The sequence below is a fragment of the Amycolatopsis sp. NPDC104819 genome (assembly GCF_055583145.1).
Map to the genome: position 1 here is coordinate 29,627 of NZ_JBVJON010000025.1, position 25,090 is coordinate 54,716.

A 25,090-nucleotide genomic window follows, 5' to 3' on the forward strand; every position below is an offset into this window, starting at 1 on the left:
GATGAACCTACGGAGCTGACACATGTCCACCCCGAGCGACCGGGTCGTCGAAGCACTCCGTGCCGCGATGAAGGAGTCCGAGCGGCTCAAGCGGCAGAACCAGGAGCTGCGGGCCGCCGCCACGGAACCGATCGCCATCGTGGCCATGGGCTGCCGGTTCCCCGGCGGCGTCCGCGGCCCCGAAGCGCTGTGGCGGCTCGTCGAGGACGGCGGGGACGCGATCGGGCCGTTCCCGGCCGACCGCGGCTGGGACGTCGAGGCGGTCACCGGCGCTCGAGTCGACGAGCGGGGCATGGGCGTCAGCCAGGCCGGCGGGTTCCTCGACGGCGTCACGGACTTCGACGCGGGGTTCTTCGGGATCTCGCCGCGCGAGGCGGTGTCCCTGGACCCGCAGCAGCGGCTGCTGCTGGAGGTGTCCTGGGAGGCGATCGAACGGGCCGGGATCGACCCGCGGCGGCTGCGCGGCAGCCGCACCGGCGTCTTCGCCGGGACGAACGGGCAGGACTACGCCTACCTGATGGTCCGGTCGCTGGCCGACGCCGACGGCTCGGTCGGCACCGGCATCGCGGCGAGCGCGCTGTCGGGCCGGATCGCCTACACCCTCGGCCTCGAAGGCCCGGTCGTCACGGTCGACACGGCGTGCTCGTCGTCGCTGGTCGCGGTGCACTTGGCCGCGCAGGCGCTGCGCGCGGGGGAGTGCACCCTCGCGCTGGCCGCGGGCGTGAACGTGATGTCGACCCCCGGGTCGCTGCTGGAGTTCAGCCGCCAGGGCGGGCTGTCGGCCGACGGCCGCTGCAAGGCGTTCTCCGACGACGCCGACGGCACCGGCTGGTCCGAGGGCATCGGCGTGCTGGTGCTGGAGAAGCTGTCGGACGCGCACCGCAACGGGCACGAGGTGCTCGCCGTGGTCCGCGGCACCGCGGTGAACTCCGACGGCGCGTCCAACGGCTTCACCGCGCCGAACGGTCCTTCGCAGCAACGTGTCATCCGCGCCGCGCTGGCCTCGTCCGGACTGTCCACTTCGGACGTCGACGTCGTCGAGGCGCACGGGACCGGCACCAAGCTCGGCGACCCGATCGAAGCGCAAGCCCTGCTGGCCACCTACGGCCAGGACCGCGAGACGCCGCTGCTGCTGGGGTCGGTCAAGTCCAACATCGGGCACACGCAGGCCGCCGCCGGCGTCGCCGGGATCATCAAGGTGGTCGAGGCGATCCGGCACGGGGTGGTGCCGCGGACCCTGCACGCCGAGACGCCGTCGTCCCATGTGGACTGGAGCGCGGGCGTGGTCCGGCTCGCCACGGAGAACGAGCCGTGGCCCGCGGTGGACCGGGCGCGCCGCGCCGGGGTCTCGTCGTTCGGGGTCAGCGGCACGAACGCCCACGTTCTGGTCGAACAGGCGCCGGCCGCGCCGGTCGTCCCGGCCGAACGCACGCCGGTTCCCGCGCCCTGGCTGGTTTCCGGACGGACCCCCGCCGCGCTGCGCGCCCAGGTCGCCCAGCTCGCCGGTGTGCCCGCCGACCCGCTGGACGTCGCGTTCTCGCTGGCCACCACCCGCTCGGCGTTCGAAGAGCGGCTGAGCGTCTCGGGGCCGGACCCGCGCGCGGCGCTGACCGCCTGGCTGGAGACCGGGGACGCGCCCGGCGTCGTCACGGGATCGGTCGACCGGCCGCCCGCTCTCGCGTACGTCTTCACCGGCCAGGGCGCGCAATGGCTGGGCATGGGCCGGGCGCTGGCCGCGCGGTTCCCCGTCTTCGCCGACGCCCTCGCCGCGTCGCTCGACCGGCTCGACCCCGCTGTCCGCGAAGTGCTGCAGGGCACCGACGCCGCCGCGCTGGACCGGACCGGGCACGCGCAGCCCGCGTTGTTCGCGGTCGAGGTCGCGCTGTTCCGGCTCCTGGAGTCCTGGGGGATCCGGCCCGACTTCGTCGCCGGGCACTCGGTCGGCGAGCTCGCCGCCGCGCACGTGTCCGGGGTGCTGTCGCTGGACGACGCCTGTGTGCTCGTCGGCGCGCGGGCCCGGCTGATGCAGGCGCTGCCCGCCGGCGGCGCGATGGTCGCCGTCCGCGCGAGCGAGGCGGATGTCCGGCCGTACCTGGGTGACGACGTCGCCATCGCCGCGGTGAACGGGCCGCGGTCGGTGGTGCTGTCCGGGACCGAGGACGCCGTGCTGGCAGCCGCCGCGCACTTCGAGCGCCCGCGCCGGCTGTCGGTGTCGCACGCGTTCCACTCGCCGCTGATGGACCCGATGCTCGACGACTTCCGCGCGGTGGTCGCCGGGCTGACGTTCGCCGAGCCGGTGCTGCCGTTCATCGCCTCCGGGGCCGTCACCACGGCGGAGTACTGGGTGCGCCACGTCCGGGAGCCGGTCCGGTTCGCCGACGCCGTGGCGAAGCTCGCCGAGGCCGGGGTCTCGGTGATCGCCGAGCTGGGCCCGGACGCCGCGCTCACCCCGATGATCGAAGACGTCACCGCGGTTCCGGTGGCCCGCCGGGACTCCGACGAGCCCGCGGTGCTCACCGAAGCGCTGGCCCGGTTGCACACCGCCGGGGTGCGCGTCGACTGGACGAAGTTCTACGCCGGAACCGGCGCCCGCACGATCCCTCTGCCGACCTACCCGTTCCAGAGCCAGCGTTTCTGGCCGTCCACTGTGGACGTAGCCGCCGATGCCGCCGGGCTCGGGCTCGACCCCGTCACGCATCCGCTGCTCGGCGCGTCCGTGGCCCCGGCCGGGTCCGACGGGCTGCTGCTGACCGGACGCGTCTCCGCGCGCACCCACCCGTGGCTCACCGACGGGGTGTTCCCGGGCACCGGGTTCGTCGAACTCGCCCTGCGCGCGGGCCTCGACCTCGGCTGTGACCTGGTCGAAGAGCTCACCCTCGGCGCTCCGCTGGAGCTGGCCGCCGACGAGGCCGTCGACCTGCAGCTTTCGGTCGGGGAGCCGGACGGGACCGGCCGCCGCCGGCTCGACATCCACACCCGGGCCGCAGACAGCTGGGTTCGCCGGGCGGAGGGTGTTCTCGCCACCGGGGCGCACCACGAAGACTTCACCGACTCGGACCTCGAAGTCGCGTTCGGTGAGGACGAAGCCGAGACGGCGCGCTTCGGGCTGCACCCGCGGCTCCTCGCGGACGTCCTGCAGGCGGCCGGGATCACCGGATACCCCACCCGGTGGAGCCGGGTCTCGCTGCATGCGGCCGGCGCTGCCCGCGTCCGGGTCCAGGTCGGTACCGGCCTGGCTCTCGCGGACACCGCCGGGCAGCCGGTCGCGTCGATCGGTTCGGTGCATGCGGAAGCCGTGGCCGCACAGTCCGATGTGGACTCTCTGTTCGAACCGCACTGGGTGCCGGTCGTGCTGCCGCCGGAGGCCGCCACCGACGTCACCCTCGTCCGGCTCACCACCGACGGTAGCCCCCTCGACGGCCTCACCTCGCTGACCACCCGCGCCCTCGAACTGGCCCAGAACTGGCTGACGGACGGTTCCGCGAAGTCGCGGCTCGTCTTCGTGACCGAAGCCGGTGACCTCGCCGCCGCGGCGGTATGGGGCCTGATCCGCACGGCCCAGGCGGAAAACCCGGGCCGCTTCGTCCTGGTCGACACCGACACCGAGACCACCGACGACGTCATCCGGCGTGCCCTCGCCCTCGACGAACCCCAGCTGCAGCTGCGCGACAACACCGCCCACGCGGCCCGCCTCGCCCGCGCCAACCCGGAGCTTTCACGTGAAAGCTACGCCTGGAACCCGGACGGGACCGTCCTGATCACCGGGGGAACCGGGGGACTGGGGGCAGAGCTGGCTCGGCACCTCGTGCGGGAGCACGGTGTCCGGCACCTGCTGCTGCTCAGCCGCCGCGGCCCGGACGCGCCTGGGGCGCGGGAACTGCGCGAGGAACTCGGCGTCGAGATCCGCGCCTGCGACGTCGCCGACCGCGAGGACCTCGCCGCCGCGCTCGCCGCGATCCCGGCCGAGCACCCGCTGACCGCGGTCGTCCACGCGGCCGGGGTGCTCGACGACGGGGTGGTCACCGCCCTCACCCCCGACCGGCTCGCGCCGGTCCTGGCCGCCAAGGCCGCGGCCGCGTGGCACCTGCACGAGCTGACCCACGACCTCGCCGCGTTTGTGCTGTTCTCCTCCGTCGCCGGGATCATGGGCGGCGCCGGCCAGGGCAGCTACGCCGCCGCCAACAGCTTCCTCGACGCCCTCGCCGCCCACCGCCGCGCCGCCGGCCTGCCCGGCCTCTCCCTGGCCTGGGGCTCCTGGACGGTCGGCATGGCCGGCTCGCTCGCCGACGCCGACCGCGCACGGATGGCCCGCTCCGGCATGCCGCCCCTCGAGCTCGAGCACGGCCTGGCGCTGTTCGACACCGCCGTGACCCGGCCGCAGCCGGTGGTCGTGCCGGTCGCCGTCGACCTCGCCGCGCTGCGCCTGCTCGACGAGCTGCCGCCGATCCTGCGCGGGCTCGCCGGCGGCATCCGCCGCTCGGCCGCGACGACGTCCGCGGCCGCCGCCGACCTCGCCGGCCGGCTGCGCGTCCTGAGCGACGACGAACGGCTCGCGCAGGTCACCGACCTCGTCCGCGGCCGCGCCGCGACCATCCTCGGCCACTCGGACCCGGCCGCCGTCGGCGCCGCGAAGTCGTTCTCCGAACTGGGTTTCGACTCGCTCACCGCGGTCGAGCTGCGCAACCGGCTGGCGGCCGTGACCGGGCTGCGGCTGCCGTCGACGCTGGTGTTCGACCACCCGACACCGGTCGCGGTGGCCCGGCTCGTGCTCGCCGAGCTGTTCGGCGCCCCCGGCGCACCCGCCGCGGTGACGTCCGGCCGGCGGGACGACGACCCGATCGTGGTCGTCGGGGTCGCCTGCCGGTTCCCCGGCGGCGTGGAAAGCCCCGAAGACCTCTGGGACCTCGTCGCCGACGGCCGCAGCGGGGTGTCGAGCTTCCCGACCGACCGCGGCTGGGACGCGGCCGCGCTCGCCGCGTCCGACACCCGCGCCGGAGGATTCCTTTACGACGCCGCCGAGTTCGACGCCGGCTTCTTCGGGATCTCGCCGCGTGAGGCCGTCGCGATGGACCCGCAGCAACGGCTGCTGCTGGAAGTGTCCTGGGAGGCGTTCGAACGCGCCGGCCTCGACGCGACGGGTCTCCACGGCTCGCGCACCGGCGTTTTTGTCGGCACGAACGGCCAGACCTACTCCGACCTGTTCCTCACCGGCGACGTCGAGCTGCGCGGCCAGACCGGCACCGGCATCGCCGGCAGTGTCGTGTCCGGCCGGCTGTCGTACGTGCTCGGGCTCGAGGGCCCGGCCATGACGATCGACACGGCGTGCTCGTCGTCGCTGGTCGCGATGCACCTCGCCGCGCAGTCGCTGCGCGCGGGGGAGTGCGACCTCGCGCTCGCCGGCGGCGTGACCGTGATGGCCACACCGGGTGGGTTCGTCGGGTTCAGCGGCCAGAACGGCCTCGCCCCGGACGGCCACTGCAAGGCGTTCTCCGACAACGCCGACGGCACCGGCTGGTCCGAAGGGGTCGGTGTGCTGGTGCTGGCGCGGCAGTCGGAGGCACTGCGGGCCGGGCACGAGATCCTCGCCGTCCTGCGCGGCTCGGCCGTCAACCAGGACGGGGCATCGAACGGGCTCACCGCGCCGAACGGCCCGTCGCAGCAACGGGTCATCCGCGCGGCGCTGGCCGACGCCGGTCTGTCCACTTCGGACGTCGACGTCGTCGAAGCGCACGGCACTGGCACGACGCTCGGTGACCCGATCGAAGCGCAGGCACTGCTGGCGACCTACGGCCAGGACCGCGAAACGCCGCTGCTGCTGGGCTCGGTCAAGTCCAACATCGGCCACACCCAGGCCGCCGCCGGGGTCGCCGGGGTCATCAAGGTGATCGAGGCGATGCGGCACGGGATCGTGCCGAAGTCGCTCCACGTCGGTCAGCCGTCGTCCCATGTGGACTGGGAAGCCGGTGCGGTCGAGGTGGTCGCGGAGGCCGTCGAGTGGCCGGAAGCGGACCGCGTCCGCCGCGCGGGCGTGTCCTCGTTCGGGATCAGCGGCACCAACGCCCACGTCATCCTCGAAGCCCCCGAGCCGCGCCCGGCCGAGGCCGCGCCCCGGCCCGTGCTCCCGGTGGTGCCGTGGGTCGTCTCCGGCAAGACCGAAGACGCCCTCACCGCCCAGATCGAGCGGATCACCGCCGCCGGGCTCGACCCGCTCGACACCGGGCACTCCCTGCTCACCACCCGCGCGGGCTTCCCGCACCGCGCGGTGCTCCTGGCCACGCCGGACGGCGTCCGCGAAGCCGCGCGCGGCACCGGGGACGCGCCGTCGGTCGGGTTCCTGTTCACCGGCCAGGGTTCCCAGCGGCTCGGCATGGGCCGTGAGCTGTACGCGGTGTCGAAGCCGTTCGCCGACGCCCTCGACGAGGTCCTCGCGCACCTCGACCCCGGCCTGCGCGACGTCCTCTGGGGCGACGACCCGAGCCTGCTCGCCGAGACCGGCTGGGCGCAGCCCGCGCTGTTCGCGCTCGAGGTCGCGCTCGCCCGGCTGGCCGAGGCGCACGGCGTCCGGCCGGCGCGGGTCGCGGGACACTCGGTCGGCGAGATCGCCGCGGCCCACGTCGCCGGGGTGCTGTCCTTGGAAGACGCTTGCACGCTGGTGACCGCGCGCGGCCGGCTGATGCAGGCGCTGCCGCGCGGCGGCGCGATGGTCGCGGTCGAAGCGTCCGAAGAGGACGTTCGCGCCCGGCTGGCCGACGGCGTCGACGTCGCCGCGGTCAACGGTCCGCGCGCGGTGGTGCTCTCCGGCGCCGAGGCCGCCGTGCTGGCGGTGGCCTCGCACTTCGGGAAGACCAAGCGGCTCACCGTCAGCCACGCGTTCCACTCGCACCTGATGGACCCGATGCTCGACGAGTTCCGCGCGGTCGTCGAGGGGTTGACCTTCACGCCCCCGCGGATCCCGGTCGTCACCACCGGCGACGTCACCGACCCGGAGCACTGGGTCCGGCACGTCCGCGACACCGTCCGCTTCGCCGACGTCCTCGCCGCGCTCGACGTCACGGCGTTCGTCGAGGTCGGTCCTGACGGCGTCCTTTCGGCGATGGTCGACGCGCCCGGCGCGCTCGTCACGCCGCTGCTGCGCAAGGACCGCCCGGAACCGGAGGCGTTCCTCACCGGGCTGGCCCGGCTGCACGTCGCCGGCGCGGGTGTCGACTGGACGCCGTGGTTCCCCGGCGCCCGGCGGATCACCCTGCCGACGTACGCCTTCCAGCGCCGGCACTACTGGCCGCGGGTCACGCCCGGCCGCGGCGCCGTCGAGCGCCTCGGGCTCACCCCGGCCGGGCACCCGCTGCTGGACTTCGCCGTCGACCTCGCCGACTCCGGCGGGGTGGTGCTGTCCGGGCTGCTGTCGACCGACACGCGCCCGTGGCTGGCCGACCACGTCGTCGGCGGGCACGTGCTGTTCCCCGGCACCGGGTTCCTCGACCTCGCCGTCCGCGCGGCGGACCAGGTCGGCTGCGCCGCTGTGCAGAGCCTGTCCATCGCCGCGCCGCTGTGGCTGCGCCCCGAGGAGCCGGTGCTGCTGCAGGTCGCCGTCGGCGGCCCGGACGACGCCGGGCGCCGCGAGCTGACGATCTCCTCGCGCGGCACCGGCCCGCACGCCGGGTGGGTGCCGCACGCGGCCGGCTTCGTCGCCGTCGGCGAACACCCGGTCGCGCCCGGGAGCGACTGGCCGCCCGCCGGCGCCACCGAGCTCGATGTGTCCACTGTGTACGACGAGCTGGCCACGACCGGCCTGGCCTACGGGCCGACCTTCCGCGGCCTGACCCGCGCCTGGCTGGACGGCGACACGCTGCTCGCCGAGGCGGAGCTGCCCGGCGACCCCGACGGCGACTACGGCCTGCACCCGGCCCTGTCCGACGCGGCCCTGCACGCCCTCCACCGCCTCGACACGGTCGCGGGTGGTCTTCCGTTCGCCTGGTCCGGGGTGTCGCTGCACGCTTCGGGCGCGACGCGGATCCGCGCCCGGATCACCCCGGTGGACCGCGAGTCGGTGGCCATCGCCGTCACCGACGAGACCGGTGCGCCGGTCCTGACGGTCCAGGCGCTCCAGCTGCGCGAAGCGGCCCAGCGCGACGCCGACGACGACTCCCTGTTCCAGCTCACGTGGGTCCCGGCGGCCCTGGCCAAGGACGCCCCGGCCGGAACGTGGGCCCTCCTCGGCGACGACCCGCAGCTGGCGAAGGTGGCCCGGCCGTGCGTCGACCTCGACGAGGCCCTCGCCCGCGAACCGGACGTCCTGCTGGTCCCGATCGGCGCCGGGGACGACGACCTGCCCACCGCCGTCCGCGCCGTCACCGCGCACACGCTGACTGTGCTGCAGAACGCCGACGAGCGTGCCCGGCGGGTTGTTTTCGTGACCCGCGAAGCCGTCGCGGTCGAGCCCGGTGACCGGATCGCCGATCCCGCCGCCGCGGCGGCCTGGGGGCTCGTCCGCTCCGCGCAGTCCGAGCAGCCGGACCGGTTCGTCCTCGTCGACCTCGAAGCCGGCGCGGCGCTGCCCGGCACCGGGTTCGTCGTCTCCGGGGAACCCCAGTTCGCCGTGCGCGGCGAAAGCGTCCGCGTCGCCCGGCTCGGCCGGCTGGCCGGCAACGGCGACCTCCTGCCTCCCGCGGGACCGGCGTGGCGGCTCACCGCCGGCCCCGCGGGGATCGACGACCTGGGCGCCGAGGCGTGCCCGGACGTGCTCGACGACCCGCCCTCGGGCCAGGTCCGGGTCCGCCTCGAAGCGGCCGGGCTCAACTTCCGCGACGTCCTGTCCGTGCTCGGCATGTACCCGGGCAAGCTCGGCGACCTCGGCGCGGAAGGCGCCGGCGTGATCGAGGCGGTCGGCCCCGGCGTCGACCCGGCCCGCGTCGGCGAACGCGTCTTCGGCATGCTGCCCGGCTCGTTCGGCACCCACAGCGTCGCCGACCCGCGCTACCTCGCGCCGGTGCCCGCCGGGTGGTCCGCGCGCACCGCCGCGTCCGTCCCGCTGGTGTTCCTGACCGCCTACTACGCGCTGGTCGACCTCGCGGACCTCAAGCCCGGCCAGAAGATCCTGATCCACGCGGGCGCGGGCGGTGTCGGCATGGCCGCCATCCAGCTCGCCCGCCACCTCGGCGCCGAGGTCTTCGCCACGGCGAGCGCGGGCAAGCAGCACGTCCTGCGGGAGCTCGGGGTCGACGGCGACCACATCGCCTCCTCCCGCTCGCTCGAGTTCGAAGCCGACTTCCGCCGCGTCACCGGCGGCTCGGGCGTCGACGTCGTGCTCAACGCGCTGGCCGGCGAGTTCGCCGACGCCTCCCTGAACCTGCTCGCCGACGGCGGCCGGTTCCTCGAGATGGGCAAGACCGACATCCGCGACGCCGCCGCGCTGCCGCGGGTCCGCTACCGCGCGTTCGACCTCGGCGAGGCCGGCCCGGACCGCACGGCCGAGCTGCTCGGCGAGCTGCTGCGGCTCTTCGGCGACGGCGTCCTCACCCCGCTGCCGATCCGCAGCTGGGACCTGCGCCAGGCCCCGGCCGCGTTCCGGCACATGAGCCGCGCCAAGCACGTCGGCAAGATCGTGCTGACCCTGCCGCCGCGCTGGGAACCCGACGGCACCGTGCTCATCACCGGCGGCACCGGCGGGCTGGGCCGCGAACTGGCCCGGCACTTCGTGCGCACCCACGGCGTCCGGCACCTCCTGCTCACCAGCCGCCGCGGCCCCGACGCCCCCGGCGCGGCCGAGCTGCGGGCCGAGCTGGGCGACGGCGTCACCATCGAAGCCTGCGACGTCGCCGACCGCGACCAGCTCGCCGCCGTGCTCGCCCGGATCCCGGCCGCGCACCCGCTGCGCGCCGTCGTGCACACCGCGGGTGTCCTCGACGACGGCGTGGTCGCCTCGCTCGACCCCGCGCGCCTGGACACCGTGCTGCGGCCCAAGGTCGACGCCGTCGTCCACCTCGACGAGCTCACCCGCGACCTCGACCTCTCCGCGTTCCTCGTCTTCTCCTCGGTCGCCGGCACGGTCGGCTCGGCCGGGCAGGGCAGCTACGCCGCCGCCAACGCCTTCCTCGACGCCTTCGCCCAGCGCCGCCACCGCGAGGGGCGCGCCGCGCTGTCCCTGGCCTGGGGCGGCTGGGAAACCGGCATGGTCGGCACGCTCACCGACGCCGACCGCGAGCGGATGGCCCGCGGCGGGGTGCCGCCGCTGACCGTCGAGCAGGGCATCCGGCTGTTCGACCGGGCGACGCGGTCGCCGAGCCCCGTCGTCGTGCCGATGCGCGTGGACATGACGGCCATGCGCGCCCAGGGCGAGCTGCCGTGGCTGCTGCGCCCGGTCGCCAAGCCGGGCCGCCGCCGCGCGGGCGGCGACGCCGAGCACGTGCGCGGCTCGCTGCGCGAACAGCTCGCCGGGATGCGCCCGGCCGAGCAGCTGCGCCTGCTCGTCGGCCAGGTCGCCACCGAGGCCGGCGCCGTCCTCGGCCACGCGCCCGACGACGTCGAGCCGACGCGGGAGTTCCGCGAGCTGGGCTTCGACTCGCTGACCGCGGTCGAGTTCCGCAACCGGCTCGCCGCGGTGACCGGGCTGCGGCTGCCCTCGACGCTGGTGTTCGACTACCCGACCCCGGGCGCGGTCGCGGAGTTCCTGCGCGGCGAGCTGGTCGGCTCGGCCGGCGCCGGCGCCGCCGTCGTGGTGGCCGGCCCGGTGTCCGACGACCCGGTCGTGGTCGTCGGCATGGCCTGCCGGTTCCCCGGCGGGGTCACCGGCCCGGACGGGCTGTGGGACCTGGTCGCTTCGGGCGGCGACGCCGTCTCCGGCTTCCCGGCCGACCGCGGCTGGGACGCGGCCGCCCTGGCCGCCAGCGACACCCAGGCGGGCGGGTTCCTCTACGACGCGGCCGAGTTCGACGCCGCGTTCTTCGGGATCTCGCCGCGGGAAGCGGTCGCGATGGACCCGCAGCAGCGGTTGCTGCTGGAAGTGTCTTGGGAGGCCTTCGAACGCGCCGGGCTCGACGCGACGCGGCTGCGGGGTTCGCGCACCGGCGTCTTCGTCGGCACGAACGGCCAGACCTACTCCGACCTGCTCATGACCACCGACGCCGACCTGCGCGGGCAGACCGGCACCGGCCTGGCCGCGAGTGTCGCCTCGGGCCGCCTGTCGTACGTGCTGGGCCTGGAGGGCCCGGCCATGACGATCGACACCGCCTGCTCGTCGTCGCTGGTGGCGCTGCACCTGGCCGCGCAGTCGCTGCGCGCGGGGGAGTGCGACCTCGCCCTGGCCGGTGGCGTGACCGTGATGGCCACCCCGGGCGGGTTCATCGGCTTCAGCGGCCAGAGCGGTCTTGCCCCCGACGGCCGGTGCAAGGCGTTCTCCGACGACGCCGACGGCACCGGCTGGTCCGAGGGCGCGGGGCTCCTCGTGGTCGAGCGGCAGTCCGACGCGCTGCGGAACGGGCACCGGATCCTCGCCGTGGTCCGAGGTTCCGCCGTCAACCAGGACGGCGCGTCCAACGGGCTCACCGCGCCGAACGGCCCGTCCCAGCAACGCGTCATCCGCGCGGCGCTCGCGAACGCCGGACTGTCCACTTCGGACGTCGACGTCGTCGAGGCGCACGGCACCGGGACGACCCTGGGCGACCCGATCGAAGCCCAGGCGCTGCTGGCGACCTACGGCCAGGACCGGGCCCGGCCGCTGCTGCTCGGCTCGATCAAGTCCAACATCGGCCACACCCAGGCCGCCGCCGGGGTCGCCGGGATGATCAAGGTGATCGAGGCGATGCGCCACGGCGTGGTGCCGAAGTCGCTGCACGTCGGCGAACCGTCGTCCCATGTGGACTGGGAAGCCGGTGCGGTCGAGGTCGTTTCCGAAGCCATCGAGTGGCCCGCGGTGGACCGTGTCCGCCGGGCCGGGGTCTCGTCGTTCGGGATCAGCGGCACCAACGCCCACGTCATCCTCGAAGCCCCCGCGCCCCGCCCGGAAGCACCCCGCGAGGAGGCCGCCGCGACGCCGGTGCCGCTCGTCGTCTCCGGCCGGACCGCCGACGCGCTGCGCGACCAGGCGGCCCGGCTCGCTGACCGGCTCGAAGCGCCGGGCCGGCTGCTCGACGTCGCCTTCGCGGCGGCCACCACCCGCGCGAGCTTCGCGCACCGGGCCGCGATCGTGGCCACCGAGCCGGAAACGGCGATCCGCGAGCTGCGGGCGCTGGCCGGGTCCACCGAGGCCGGCCGCCCGCCGCGGCAGGCGTTCCTCTTCACCGGTCAGGGTGCGCAACGGCTCGGGATGGGCCGCGAGCTGGCCGAGGCCTACCCGGTCTTCGCCGCCGCGCTCGACGAGGTGTTCGCCTTCTTCGAGCCCGGCCTGCGGGACGTCGTCTGGGGCTCGGACGCCGACGCGCTGGCCCGGACCGGGCACGCGCAGCCCGCCCTGTTCGCCATCGAGGTCGCGCTGGTGCGGCTGCTGGAGTCGTGGGACGTGCGCCCGGACTTCGTCGCCGGCCACTCCGTCGGCGAGATCGCCGCCGCGCACGTCGCCGGGGTGCTGTCCCTCGAGGACGCTTGTGCGCTGGTGTCCGCGCGGGGCCGCCTGATGCAAGCGCTTGCGCCCGGGGGCGCGATGGTCGCCGTCGAAGCGTCCGAAGAGGACGTTCGCCCGCTGCTGACCGGCGATGTCGACCTCGCCGCGGTGAACGGGCCGCGCTCGGTGGTGCTCTCGGGCACCGAAGACGCCGTGCTGGCCGTGGCCGCGCGGTTCGGGAAGACCAAGCGGCTCAGCGTCAGTCACGCGTTCCACTCGCACCTGATGGACCCGATGCTCGACGACTTCCGCCGCGTGGTCACCGGGTTGTCCTTCGCCGAGCCGGAGATCCCGGTCGTCACCGCGGGCGACGTCACCGATCCCGGGTACTGGGTCGGGCACGTCCGTGGCACCGTCCGGTTCGCCGACGCGGTCGCCGGGCTCGCCGAGCGCGGCGTGACGGCGTTCGTCGAGGTCGGGCCGGACGCGGTGCTCACCGGGCTGGTCGACGTCCCGGGCGCGGCCGTCGTCCCGGTGCTGCGCCGCGACCGCGACGAGCGTGCCGCCGTCGCCGCGGCGGTGGCCGCCCTGCACACCGCCGGCACCCGGATCGACTGGGCCGCCTGGTTCGCCGGCACCGGCGCCCGCGGCACGGACCTGCCCACCTACGCCTTCCAGCGCCGCCGCTACTGGCCCGAGCCCGCCGCGCGGACCGCTGCGGACGACTCCTTCTGGTCGGTGGTGGAGAACGGCGACCTCGTGTCGCTCGCGGCCGACCTCCAGGTCGACGCCCCGGCGCTGGCGTCGGTCGTCCCGGCCCTGTCGGCCCTGCGGGCCCGCCGGCAGCGGCAGTCCGTTGTGGACGGCTGGCGCTACCGCGTCGAATGGCGGCCCCTCCCGGCCACGACCGCTTCGAGCCGCGACCGGCTGGTCCTCGTCCCGGCTTCGGAGGACCCGTGGTTCGGCGAGGTCGCGGCCGCGCTGGGCACCTCGCTGACGGTGTCCACTGTGGATCGCGCCGAGCTGGCCGGCCTCCTGCGTGACCACCTCGCCCCGGTGGTCGTCTCGCTGCTCGCGCTCGACGGGACCACCGCGCTCGTCCAGGCTCTGGACGACCTCGGCGCCGACACGGCCTTGTGGTGCGTCACCCGGGGTGCGGTGTCCACCGGCCCGGCCGACCCCCTCACCGCGCCCGCCCAGGCCGCGATCTGGGGCCTCGGCCGCGTCGCCGCGCTGGAATACCCGCGCCGCTGGGGTGGTCTCGCCGACCTCCCGGCCGACCTCGACGCCCGTCTCCTCAGCCGCTTCGCCGGGGCTCTCGACGGTGACGACGACCAGATCGCCGTCCGCGCCTCGGGTGTCTACGGCCGCCGCCTCACCCCGGCCGCCGCCGCGACCACGCCGTGGCAGCCGCGTGGCACCGTCCTGGTCACCGGTGGCACCGGCGCGCTCGGCCGGCACGTCACGAAGTGGCTGCTCGGCCAGGGCGCCGACCGGGTGGTGCTGGCCAGCCGTTCCGGCGGTGAACCCGGCCCGGACGAGCGGGTCGTCGTCGCGCGCTGCGACGTCGCCGACCGCGCCCAGCTCACCGAGCTCCTCGAAACCCACCGGCCCGACGCCGTCGTGCACGCCGCCGGTGTCCTCGACGACTGTATCCTCGGCAGCCTCACCCCGGACCGCTTCGACGCCGTGTTCCGCGCGAAGGTCGACTCGGCCCTGCTGCTCGACGAGCTCACCGGCGATCTCGACGCGTTCATCCTGTTCTCCTCGGTGGCCGGCGCCGTCGGCAACCCCGGCCAGGCCAACTACGCCGCCGCCAACGCCGTGCTCGACGCGCTCGCCGAAGCCCGGCGCGCCCGCGGGCGGACCGCGACGTCGATCGCCTGGGGCGCCTGGGCGGGCGACGGCATGGCCGCCGGCCTCGGCGGCGGCCTGGACCCCGACCTCGCCGTCACTGTGCTGGCCGACGCGGGCGGCCCGGCCGCGCAGCTGGTGGTCGCCGACATCCAGAACGCCGACGTCCTGCGGCCGCTGCTGAGCGTCCGCCGCAGCCCGCTGCTGGCCGACCTGCCGGTCGTCCGCCGGGTGGTCGCCGAGCTCGAGACGGCTCCCGCGGCCGGCGGCGCGCTGGCGACGAGGCTGCTCGCGACCCCGGCCGCCGAACGCGCGAGTGTGCTGCTGGAGCTGGTCCGCGAGCACGTCGCGACCGTGCTCGGGCACGCGGGCACCGCCGAAATCGGGGCCACGCGGGCGTTCTCCGACCTCGGGTTCGACTCGCTGACCGCGATCGAGCTGCGCAACCGGCTCGACGCCGCGACCGGGCTGCGGCTGCCCGCGACGCTGGTGTTCGACCACCCGAACCCGCTCGCCCTGGCCGAGCTCCTCCTCACCGAGGTCCTCGGCGGTGACGCCCCGGTGACCGCCGTGGCGGGCCCGGCGGGCACCACCGACGACCCGATCGTCGTGGTCGGCATGAGCTGCCGCTTCCCGGGTGGCGTCCGCTCGCCCGAAGACCTGTGGACGCTGCTGGCCGAGGGCCGCGACGCCATCACCGGCTTCCCCGGCGACCGCGGCTGGGACATGTCGGCCCTGGCCGGCGAAGGCCGCGGCAGCAGCTACGTCGACCGCGGCGGGTTCCTGCCCGACGCCGCCGACTTCGACCCCGAGTTCTTCGGCATCTCCCCGCGTGAGGCCCTCGCGATGGACCCGCAGCAGCGCGTGCTGCTCGAGACGTCGTGGGAGGCCGTCGAGCGCACCGGCATCGACCCGACCGGCCTGCGCGGCAGCCGCACCGGCGTGTTCGTCGGCACCAACGGCCAGGACTACGCCGGGGTGATCGTCCGCTCGGCCACCGACGTCGAGGCGCACGCGGGCACCGGTGTCGCGGCGAGCGTCGTGTCCGGCCGGCTGTCCTACGTGCTCGGTCTCGAGGGCCCGGCGATGACGATCGACACCGCGTGCTCGTCGTCGCTGGTCGCCCTGCACCTGGCGGCGCAGGCCCTGCGCGCGGGGGAGTGCGACCTCGCGCTCGCCGGCGGTGTCACGGTGATGGCCACGCCGGTCAGCTTCGTCGGCTTCAGCCGGCAGAACGGCCTCGCGCCGGACGGGCTGTGCAAGGCGTACTCCGACTCCGCCGACGGCACGAGCTGGTCCGAAGGCGCCGGTGTCCTGGTCGTCGAGCGGCTGTCGGACGCACGACGGCACGGTCATGACGTCCTCGCGGTGGTCGCCGGTTCGGCGATCAACTCCGACGGCGCGTCCAACGGCCTCACCGCCCCGAACGGGCCTTCCCAGCAGCGCGTCATCCGGCAGGCCTTGGCGAGCGCCGGGCTGCGTCCGTCCGAAGTGGACGTCGTCGAGGGCCACGGCACCGGCACGACTCTCGGGGACCCGATCGAAGCGCAGGCGTTGCTGGCCGCCTACGGGCACGACCGGGCCGCCCCGCTGCGGCTCGGCTCGATCAAGTCCAACCTCGGCCACACCCAGGCCGCGGCGGGCGTCGCCGGTGTCATCAAGATGATTCTGGCCCTGCACCGGGAACGGATCCCGGCGTCGCTGCACGTGACCGAGCCGTCGACGCACGTCGACTGGACCCCGGGCGCGATCGAGCTGGTCACCGAGGCCGTCGACTGGCGGGAGAACGGGCGCCCGCGCCGGGCCGGCGTCTCGTCGTTCGGGCTGTCCGGCACCAACGCGCACGTGATCATCGAGCAGGCCCCGCCGCTCCCTTCGGCGCCGCCGGAGCGGGCGGTCACGCCGGGCGTGGTGCCGTGGCTCGTGTCCGGCCGATCGGAAGCCGCCCTCGACGCCCAGCTCGCCGCCCTGCCCGAGGGGCTCGACCCGCTCGACACCGGCTTCTCGCTCGCCACCACCCGCTCGGCGTTCGAACACCGCGCCGTGCTGGTCGACGGCACCCCGGTCGCCCGCGGGACCGCCCGTGAGCGGACGGTCGCGTTCCTGTTCACCGGCCAGGGTTCGCAGCGGCTCGGCATGGGCCGGGGGCTCTACGAGCGGTTCGGGGTGTTCGCCGACGCCTTCGACACGGTGTGCGCGCACCTCGACCCCGCTCTGCCGCGTCCGCTGCGCGAGGTCGTCTTCGGCGACGACGCCGCGCTGCTCGACGAGACCGGCTGGGCCCAGCCCGCGCTTTTCGCGCTGGAAGTCGCGCTGTTCCGCCTGGTGCGCTCGTGGGGGGTGCGGCCGGCGTTCCTCGCCGGGCACTCGGTCGGCGAGATCGCCGCCGCCCACACCGCCGGGGTGCTGTCCCTGGCCGACGCGTGCACGCTCGTCGCGGCGCGCGCCCGGCTCATGCAGGCGCTGCCGTCCGGCGGGGCGATGGTCGCCGTGCGCGCCACCGAGGACGAGGTCCGGCCGCTGCTGACCGGCGACGTCGCGCTCGCCGCGGTGAACGGGCCGTCGTCGGTGGTGCTGTCCGGCGCCGAGGACGCCGTGCTGGCCGCGGCCGCCGGCTTCGAGCGGACCAAGCGGCTCACGGTGTCCCACGCCTTCCACTCGGCGGCGATGGACCCGATGCTCGACGACTTCCGCGCGGTTGTCGCCGGATTGACCTTCGCCGAGCCGGAAATCCCGGTGGTCGGCGACTTCACCTCATCGGAGTACTGGGTGCGGCAGGTGCGCGACACCGTCCGCTTCGCCGACACGACCGCGAGCCTGCTCGAAGCGGGGGTCACGGCGTTCGCCGAGCTCGGCCCGGACGCCGTGCTCACCGCGCTCGTCGACGGTGAGGTCCTCGCGCCCGTGCTGCGCGCCGGGCGCGACGAGGAGACCACCGCCGTGACCGCGCTCGCCGCGCTGCACGTCGCCGGCGTGCCGGTCGACTGGGCGGCGCTGTTCGAGGGCACTGGGGCCGGGCGCGTCGCGCTGCCGACGTACGCGTTCCAGCGGCAGCGGTACTGGCCGCGGCTCGTCCCGGGCGCGCACCAGCTCGGCATCACCGCGGCCGGGCACCCGCTGCTCGGCGCGGTCACCGAGGTCGCCGGCTCCGGCGAGGTCGTCTTCTCCGGCCGGCTTTCGCCGTCGTGGGTCGAGGACCACGTGATCGGCGGCCAGGTGCTGTTCCCCGGCGCCGGGTTCCTCGAGCTGGTGGTGCGGGCCGGCGACCAGGTCGGCTGCGGCCGGGTGGAGGACTTCACGGTGGCGGCGCCGCTGGTGCTGTCCGGCGCGACGCTCGTGCAGGTCGTCGCCGGCGCCCCGGACACCGACGGCCGCCGCGAGGTGAGCGTGTCTTCGCGCGCCGACGCCGAGTGGGTCCGGCACGGCACCGGCGTCCTGGCCCCGGGCACGCTCCCGACCGGCTTCGACGCGGGGGAGTGGCCGCCCGCCGGAGCGTCCGAAGTGGACTTGACCGGGTTCTACGACACCTTCGCCGAGGCGGGTTTCGCCTACGGGCCCCCGTTCCGCGGTCTGCGCCGGGTCTGGCTGCGTGACGGCGAGGTCTTTGCCGAAGCGGAGCTGCCCGGCGACGACGCCGCGGACTACGGCCTGCACCCGGCCCTCCTGGACTCCGTGCTGCACGCCATCTCCTTCGCCGATTCGGTGCCGGGTGGGCTCCCGTTCTCCTGGGCGGGCGCCGAGCTGCACGCGACGGGCGCCGGCCGGGTCCGGGCGCGGATCGCACGGCTCGGCGACGACTCGGTGTCCCTGGACCTGGCCGACGAGACCGGCGCACCGGTCCTGTCGGTGGACTCACTCACGCTGCGCGCGGCGACACCGGTCGAGTCCGGCCCGGAGGCGCTGTTCCGCCTCGACTGGCTGCCGGTGCCCGGCGCCACCCCGGACGGCGCCTGGGCGGTGCTCGGCTCCCGGCTCGCCGAGCTCGGCACGCCGTATCCGGACCTCGCAGCGGCGCTGGCCGCCGAGCCGGACGTGCTGCTGGTCCCGGTGCACGGCGACGGCGACGTGCTCGCCGACGTCCGCCGGGTCACCGCCGAGGTCCTCACCGTCCTGCAGACCCCGAACGAGACCACGCGCGTCGTCTTCGTCACCGAGGGCGCCGTCGCCGGGGAAGACCTCGCCGCCGCCGCGGTCTGGGGGCTCGTCCGCTCCGCGCAGACCGAAAACCCCGGCCGGTTCGTGCTCGCCGACGTCGACGACGCCTCCCTGGCCGGACTTCCGGCCGCCGTCGCGACCGGGGAGCCGCAGCTGCTGCTCCGGGACGGCACCGCCCGGGTCGCCCGGCTCGGCCGGGCCCCGCGGGCGGAGCTTTCACGTGAAAGCTCCGACCTGGGACCCGAGCTTTCACGTGAAAGCTCGGGCTGGAATCCGGACGGCACCGTCCTCGTCACCGGCGGCACCGGCGGCCTCGGCCGCGTCTTCGCCCGGCACCTCGCCGCCGAGTACGGCGTCAAGCACGTCCTGCTCGCCAGCCGCCGGGGCGGGAACGCCGACGGGATCGTCGAGCTCGTCGCCGAGCTCGCCGCACACGGCACCGAAGTCACCGTCGCCGCCTGCGACCTCGCCGACCGCGACGCCGCCGCGAAGCTGCTGGAGGGCATCCCGGCCGACCGGCCGCTGACCGCCGTCCTGCACGCCGCCGGGGTGCTCGACGACGGGGTGGTCGGCTCCCTCGACGCCGGGCGCCTCGAGACCGTGCTGCGCCCGAAGGCCGACGCCGCCTGGAACCTGCACGAGCTGACCGACGGCCTCGCCGCGTTCGTGTTGTTCTCCTCGGTCGCCGGCACCATCGGCTCGCCGGGGCAGGCGAACTACGCCGCCGCCAACGCCTTCCTCGACGCGCTCGCCGCCCACCGGCACGCCCGCGGCCTCGCCGCGACGTCCTTGGCCTGGGGCGCCTGGGAGACCGGCATGGTCGGCACGCTCACCGACGCCGACCGCGAGCGGATGGTCCGCGCGGGCATGCCGCCGCTGCCGGTCGAGCAGGGCTGCGCGTTGTTCGACCGGGCCGTCACGCTCGCCGAACCCGCGCTCGTCCCGGTGCTGGTCGACCTGCCGCGCGTCCGCGCCCTGCCCGAGCCGCCGTGGCTGCTGCGCCCGGTCGGCCGGCCGGGCCGGCGCGGCGCGAGCCGGGCCACCCCGGCCGCGAACGCCCTGCGCGAACGGCTTTCCGGCCTGCGGGAGAGCGAACAGCACAAGGCGCTGCTGGAGGTCATCCGCACCCAGGTCGCCACCGTCCTCGGCTTCGACGCCGCGAAGGTGGACGTCGAACGGGAGTTCCGCGGCCTCGGCTTCGACTCGCTCACCGCGGTCGAGTTCCGCAACCAGCTCGCGACCGCGACCGGCCTGCGCCTGCCCGCGACCCTGGTGTTCGACCACCCGACCCCGGTGGTGCTGGCCGGTTTCCTGCGCGGCGAGCTCGCCGGCGAGGACGTCCCGGTCGCCCGCACCACGGTCCGGGCGCCGGTCTCCGACGACCCGATCGCCATCGTGTCGATGGCCTGCCGCTACCCGGGCGGGGTCACCTCGCCCGAAGAGCTGTGGCAGCTCGTGCTCGACGGCGGCGACGGCGTCGGCCCGTTCCCGGCCGACCGCGGCTGGGACCTCGCCGGGCTCTTCGGCGCCGACCGCGGCCGTTCCTACACCCGCGAAGGCGGTTTCCTCGGCGAAGCCGGGATGTTCGATCCCGGCCTGTTCGGGATCTCGCCGCGGGAAGCCCTCGCGATGGACCCGCAGCAGCGGCTGCTGCTGGAGACCTCCTGGGAGGTGGTCGAACGCGCCGGTGTCGACCCGCTTTCGTTGCGCGGCAGCAGGACCGGGGTGTTCGCCGGGGTGATGTACCACGACTACGGCCAGGGTGTGCAGTTCCCGGAGGAGGCCCTCGGCTTCCTCGGCATCGGCACGGCGGGCAGCGTCATGTCCGGCCGCGTGGCCTACGCGCTCGGCCTCGAAGGCCCGGCCGTCACGATCGACACGGCGTGCTCGTCGTCGCTGGTCGCGATGCACTGGGCCGCGCAGGCCCTGCGGGCCGGGGACTGCGAGCTGGCGATCGCCGGCGGGGTCACGGTGATGGCGACCCCGGGTGCCTTTGTCGATTTCTCGGCCCAGGGCGGCCTCGCCGCCGACGGCCGGTGCAAGTCGTTCTCCGACTCGGCCGACGGGGTCGGCTGGGCCGAAGGTGTCGGGGTCGTGCTGCTGGAGCGCCTTTCCGACGCGCGCCGCAACGGCCACGAGGTCCTCGCCGTGGTGCGCGGGTCGGCGGTCAACCAGGACGGCGCGTCCAACGGCCTCACCGCCCCGAACGGCCCGTCGCAGCAGCGGGTGATCCGCCAGGCCCTGACGGTCTCCGGGCTCACGACGTCCGACGTGGACGTCGTCGAGGGCCACGGCACCGGCACCCCGCTCGGCGACCCCATCGAGGCGCAGAGCCTGCTGGCCACCTACGGCCGGGACCGGGAGACGCCGCTGCTGCTGGGTTCGGTGAAGGCCAACATCGGCCACACCCAGGCCGCCGCCGGGGTGGCGGGCGTGATCAAGATGGTGCAGGCGATGCGCCACGGCGTGGTCCCGAAGTCGCGGTACTCGGCCGAGCCGTCGTCCCATGTGGACTGGACCGAAGGCGCGGTCGACCTGGTCCCGGACACCACCGCGTGGCCCGAGACCGGACGGGTCCGCCGGTCGGCAGTGTCGTCGTTCGGGATCAGCGGCACCAACGCCCACGTCATCCTCGAACAGCCGGCGGACCGGCCGGCGCCCGGGCCCGCCGCGGCCGAGGCCGGTCCGGTACCGGTCGTCGTCTCCGGCCGGACACCCGAAGCTCTGCGCGCCCAGGCCGCCCGCCTGGCCGAACACGTCGAGGCGAGCGGCGACCCGCTCGCGGACCTGGCACACGCGGCCGCGGTGACCCGGGCCGCGTTCACCCACCGCGCCGCGGTCGTCGGCAGCGAACCCGCCGAAGTCGTCGCCGGGCTTCGCGCCATCGCGGCCGGGAACCCGGCCGTGCAGGGCGAAGCCCGGGTCGCCCCGCCGGTCGCCTTCCTCTTCGCCGGCCAGGGCGCACAGCGAGTCCACATGGGACACAGCCTCGCCGCCGCGCACCCGGTGTTCGCGGCCGCGTTCGACGAGGTCCTGGCGCTGCTCGACCCCGAGGTGCGCGCGGCGCTGGCCGACGACGAGCGCATCGACCGCACGGAGTTCGCGCAGCCGGCGCTGTTCGCCTTCGAAGTCGCGCTGTTCCGGCTGCTGGAGTCGTGGGGTGTGCACCCGGATTTCGTGACCGGGCATTCGGTCGGCGAGATCGCCGCCGCGCACGTGGCCGGCGTGCTGTCCCTGCCGGACGCGTGCGCGCTGGTGTCCGCGCGTGCCCGGCTGATGGGCGCGCTGCCCACCGGTGGTGTGATGGTCGCGGTGCGGGCGTCCGAAGAGGACGTTCTCCCGTTCGTCGGCGAAGGGGTCGACGTCGCCGCGGTGAACGGCCCCGGCTCGGTGGTCCTTTCCGGACACGAAGAAGCCGTTGTCGCCGTCGCCGCGAAGTTCGCCAAGCACCGGCGTCTGCGGGTCTCGCACGCCTTCCACTCCGTGCTGATGGAACCGATGCTCGCCGAGTTCGGCGACGTCGTCGCGAAGCTGGCGTTCGCCGAGCCGCGGGTGCCGGTCGTGTCGGCGGGCGACGTCACCTCCCCGGCGTACTGGGTCAGCCAGATCCGCGACACCGTGCGTTTCGGCGACGCGATCGGGCGGCTCACCGAGGCCGGGGTGACGGTCTTCGCCGAGCTGGGCCCGGACGCCACGCTCACCGCGGTCGTCGACGAGCCGGCCGCGCACGTGATCCCGGTGCAGCGCAAGGACCGTGACGAAGCCGCCGCGGTCGCCGAAGCCCTCGCGCGGCTGCACGTCGCCGGGGTCGCCGTCGACTGGGCCGCCCGGTTCCCGAAGGCCCGGCCCGTCGCGCTGCCGACGTATGCGTTCCAGCACGAGTGGTTCTGGCCGCTGCCGGCCGCCGGGGGTGACGCCACCGGCCTCGGCCTGGCCCCGGCCGGGCACCCGCTGCTCGGCGCGACGCTCGCCCTGGCCGACTCGCCGGGGGTGGTGTTCTCCGGACGGCTGTCCGCGGCCACCCAGCCGTGGCTGCGCGACCACGTCGTCGGCGGCACGATCCTGTTCCCCGGCGCGGCTTTCCTCGAACTGGCGGTCCGCGCGGCCGACGAGGTCGGCTGCGCGGCGGTCGAGGACCTGACCCTGGCCGTGCCGCTCGTGCTCGACCCGGACGGCGCCGTCGTGCTGCAGCTGGCCGTGGGCGAGCCCGGCGAAGGCGGCCGCCGGGAGCTGACGATCTCCTCGCGGGCCGACGACGACTGGACCCGGCACGCGACCGGCACGCTCGTCCCGCGGGCGGTGGCGGCCGAGCCGCTGCCGGACGTGTGGCCGCCCGCCGGCGCCGTCGAAGCGGATCTCACCGTCTTCTACGCCCAAGCGGCCGAAGCCGGGTTCGCCTACGGACCCGCGTTCCAGGGGCTGCGGCGCGTCTGGCGCTCCGGCGCCGAGGTCTACGCCGAACTGGCCCTGCCGGACGGCGCGGAAGCCGGCCGGTTCGGTCTGCACCCCGCGCTGCTCGACGCGGCCCTGCAGGCCATCGGCTTCGGCGAAGGCGCCCCGGCCGGGCTGCCGTTCGCCTGGACCGGCGTCACCCTGCACGCTTCCGGCGCGAGCCGGGTCCGTGTCCGGATCACCCCGGCCGGCGGCGACTCGGTGTCCCTGGCGCTGGCCGACGACGCCGGGAAGCCGGTCCTGACCGCCTCCGGTGTCACCCTCCGCGCGGCCGAAGCCCCCGCCGAGGCCGACGCGCTGTTCCGGCTGCGCTGGACGCCGGTTCCGATGCCCGAGCCGGGCGCGGAGACCTGGGCGGCCGTCGGGGACGACCTCGCCGCCGCCCTCGGTGTCGACGCCCAGCCGGACTTCGCGGCCGCGCTGGTGTCCGGCGCCGACGTCGTCGCGATCCCGGTCACCGGCGGTCCCGACGCGGCGGCTTCGGCCCACGCGCTCACCGCGGAAGTGCTGACCTACCTGCAAAGTCCCGCACCGCGGCTGGTGTTCGTCACCCGCGGCGCGATCGGCGGCGACGACGTCGCCTCGGCGGCCGTCTGGGGCCTGGTGCGCTCGGCGCAGTCCGAGGAGCCCGGCCGGTTCGTCCTGCTGGACGTCGACGAGCCCGACGGCGAAACCCTCCGCGCGGCCCTGGCGACCGGCGAACCCCAGCTCCTCCTGCGCGACGGCGCCCTGAGCGTCGCCCGCCTCACCCGAGCCGAGCTTTCACGTGAAAGCTCGGGCTGGGACCCCGAGGGCACTGTGCTCATCACGGGCGGGACCGGAGGACTGGGCCGGGTCTTCGCCCGGCACCTCGTGGCCCAGGGCGCGCGCAAGCTGGTGCTGCTCAGCCGGCGTGGTCCGGCCGCCGACGGGATCGACGAGCTGGTGGCGGAGCTGGCCGGAGCGGACGTCCGGGTGGTCGCCTGCGACGTCAGCGACCGGGACGCCCTCGCCGCCGTGCTCGCCGATGTCCCCGACCTGACCGCCGTCGTGCACACCGCCGGCGTGGTCGACGACGGGGTGCTCGCGTCGCAGTCGCCCCGGCGGCTCGAGACGGTGTTCGCGCCGAAGCTCGACGCGGCCTGGCACCTGCACGAGCTTGTCGGCGACCGCGCGGCGCTCGTGCTGTTCTCTTCGGTGGCGGGCACCATCGGCACCCCGGGCCAGGCGAACTACGCGGCGGCGAACGCCTTCCTCGACGCCCTCGCCGAGCACCGTCGCGGCCGGGGGCTGGCCGGGGTGTCGCTCGCCTGGGGCGCGTGGGACACCGGCATGACCGGCGACCTGACCGACGCCGACCGCGAACGCATGGTCCGCGGCGGCATGCCCCCGCTGGCCGCCGACCAGGGTACGGAGCTGTTCGACCGCGCGGTCGGCGGCGACGTCGCGCACCTCGTCCCGGTGCGCGTCGACCTGCCGACGCTGCGCACCCGCGGCGAGCTGCCGTGGCTGCTTCGCCCGGTGGGCCGGCCCGGACGCCGCAGCGCGGCCGCCGGTCCGGACCGGGCCGCCGCGGCCGACCTGCGGGCGCAGCTGGCCGGGATGCGGGAAAGCGAGCAGGAACGCACACTGCTTTCCCTGGTGCGCACCCAGGTTTCCGCGGTGCTCGGGCACCCGGCCGAGCAGGTCGGGGCCGGGCTGGAGTTCCGCGAGCTGGGGTTCGACTCGCTGACCGCGGTCGAGTTCCGCAACCGGCTCACCGCGGCGACCGGGCTGACCCTGTCGGCGACGCTCGTTTTCGACTACCCGACCCCGGCCGGGCTCGCCGGGCACCTGCGGGCGGAGCTGGCGCCGGCGCCGGTCGTCGCGACCTCACTGCCGGACGGGCTCGACCGGCTCGAAGAGCTGGTCGCCGCGGGCACCGCGGGCGAGCTCGCGGAGGCGGACGTCGCGGCCCGGCTGCGCCGGCTCCTGGCGAAGATCGCCGACGCCGAGCCCGCGCGCGAAGACGTCTCCGAGCGGCTCGACGCGGCCAGCACGGACGAGGTCTTCGCCTTCATCGACCACGAACTGGGCCGGCTCGGCGACGGGTCCGGACTCGAGCAGGAGGGCTGA

The 25,090-nt window shown here is 75.4% G+C and carries 1 protein-coding gene; it reads left to right on the forward strand.

Going from position 1 to position 25,090, the window contains the following annotated elements; genetic code table 11:
* The first annotated feature begins 22 nt into the window (after positions 1–22).
* The gene (locus ACZ63E_RS44490) at positions 23–25,090 is read left to right on the forward strand and encodes a type I polyketide synthase (RefSeq protein ID WP_465342365.1); all 25,068 of its coding nucleotides are present in this window, start codon (positions 23–25) and stop codon (positions 25,088–25,090) included.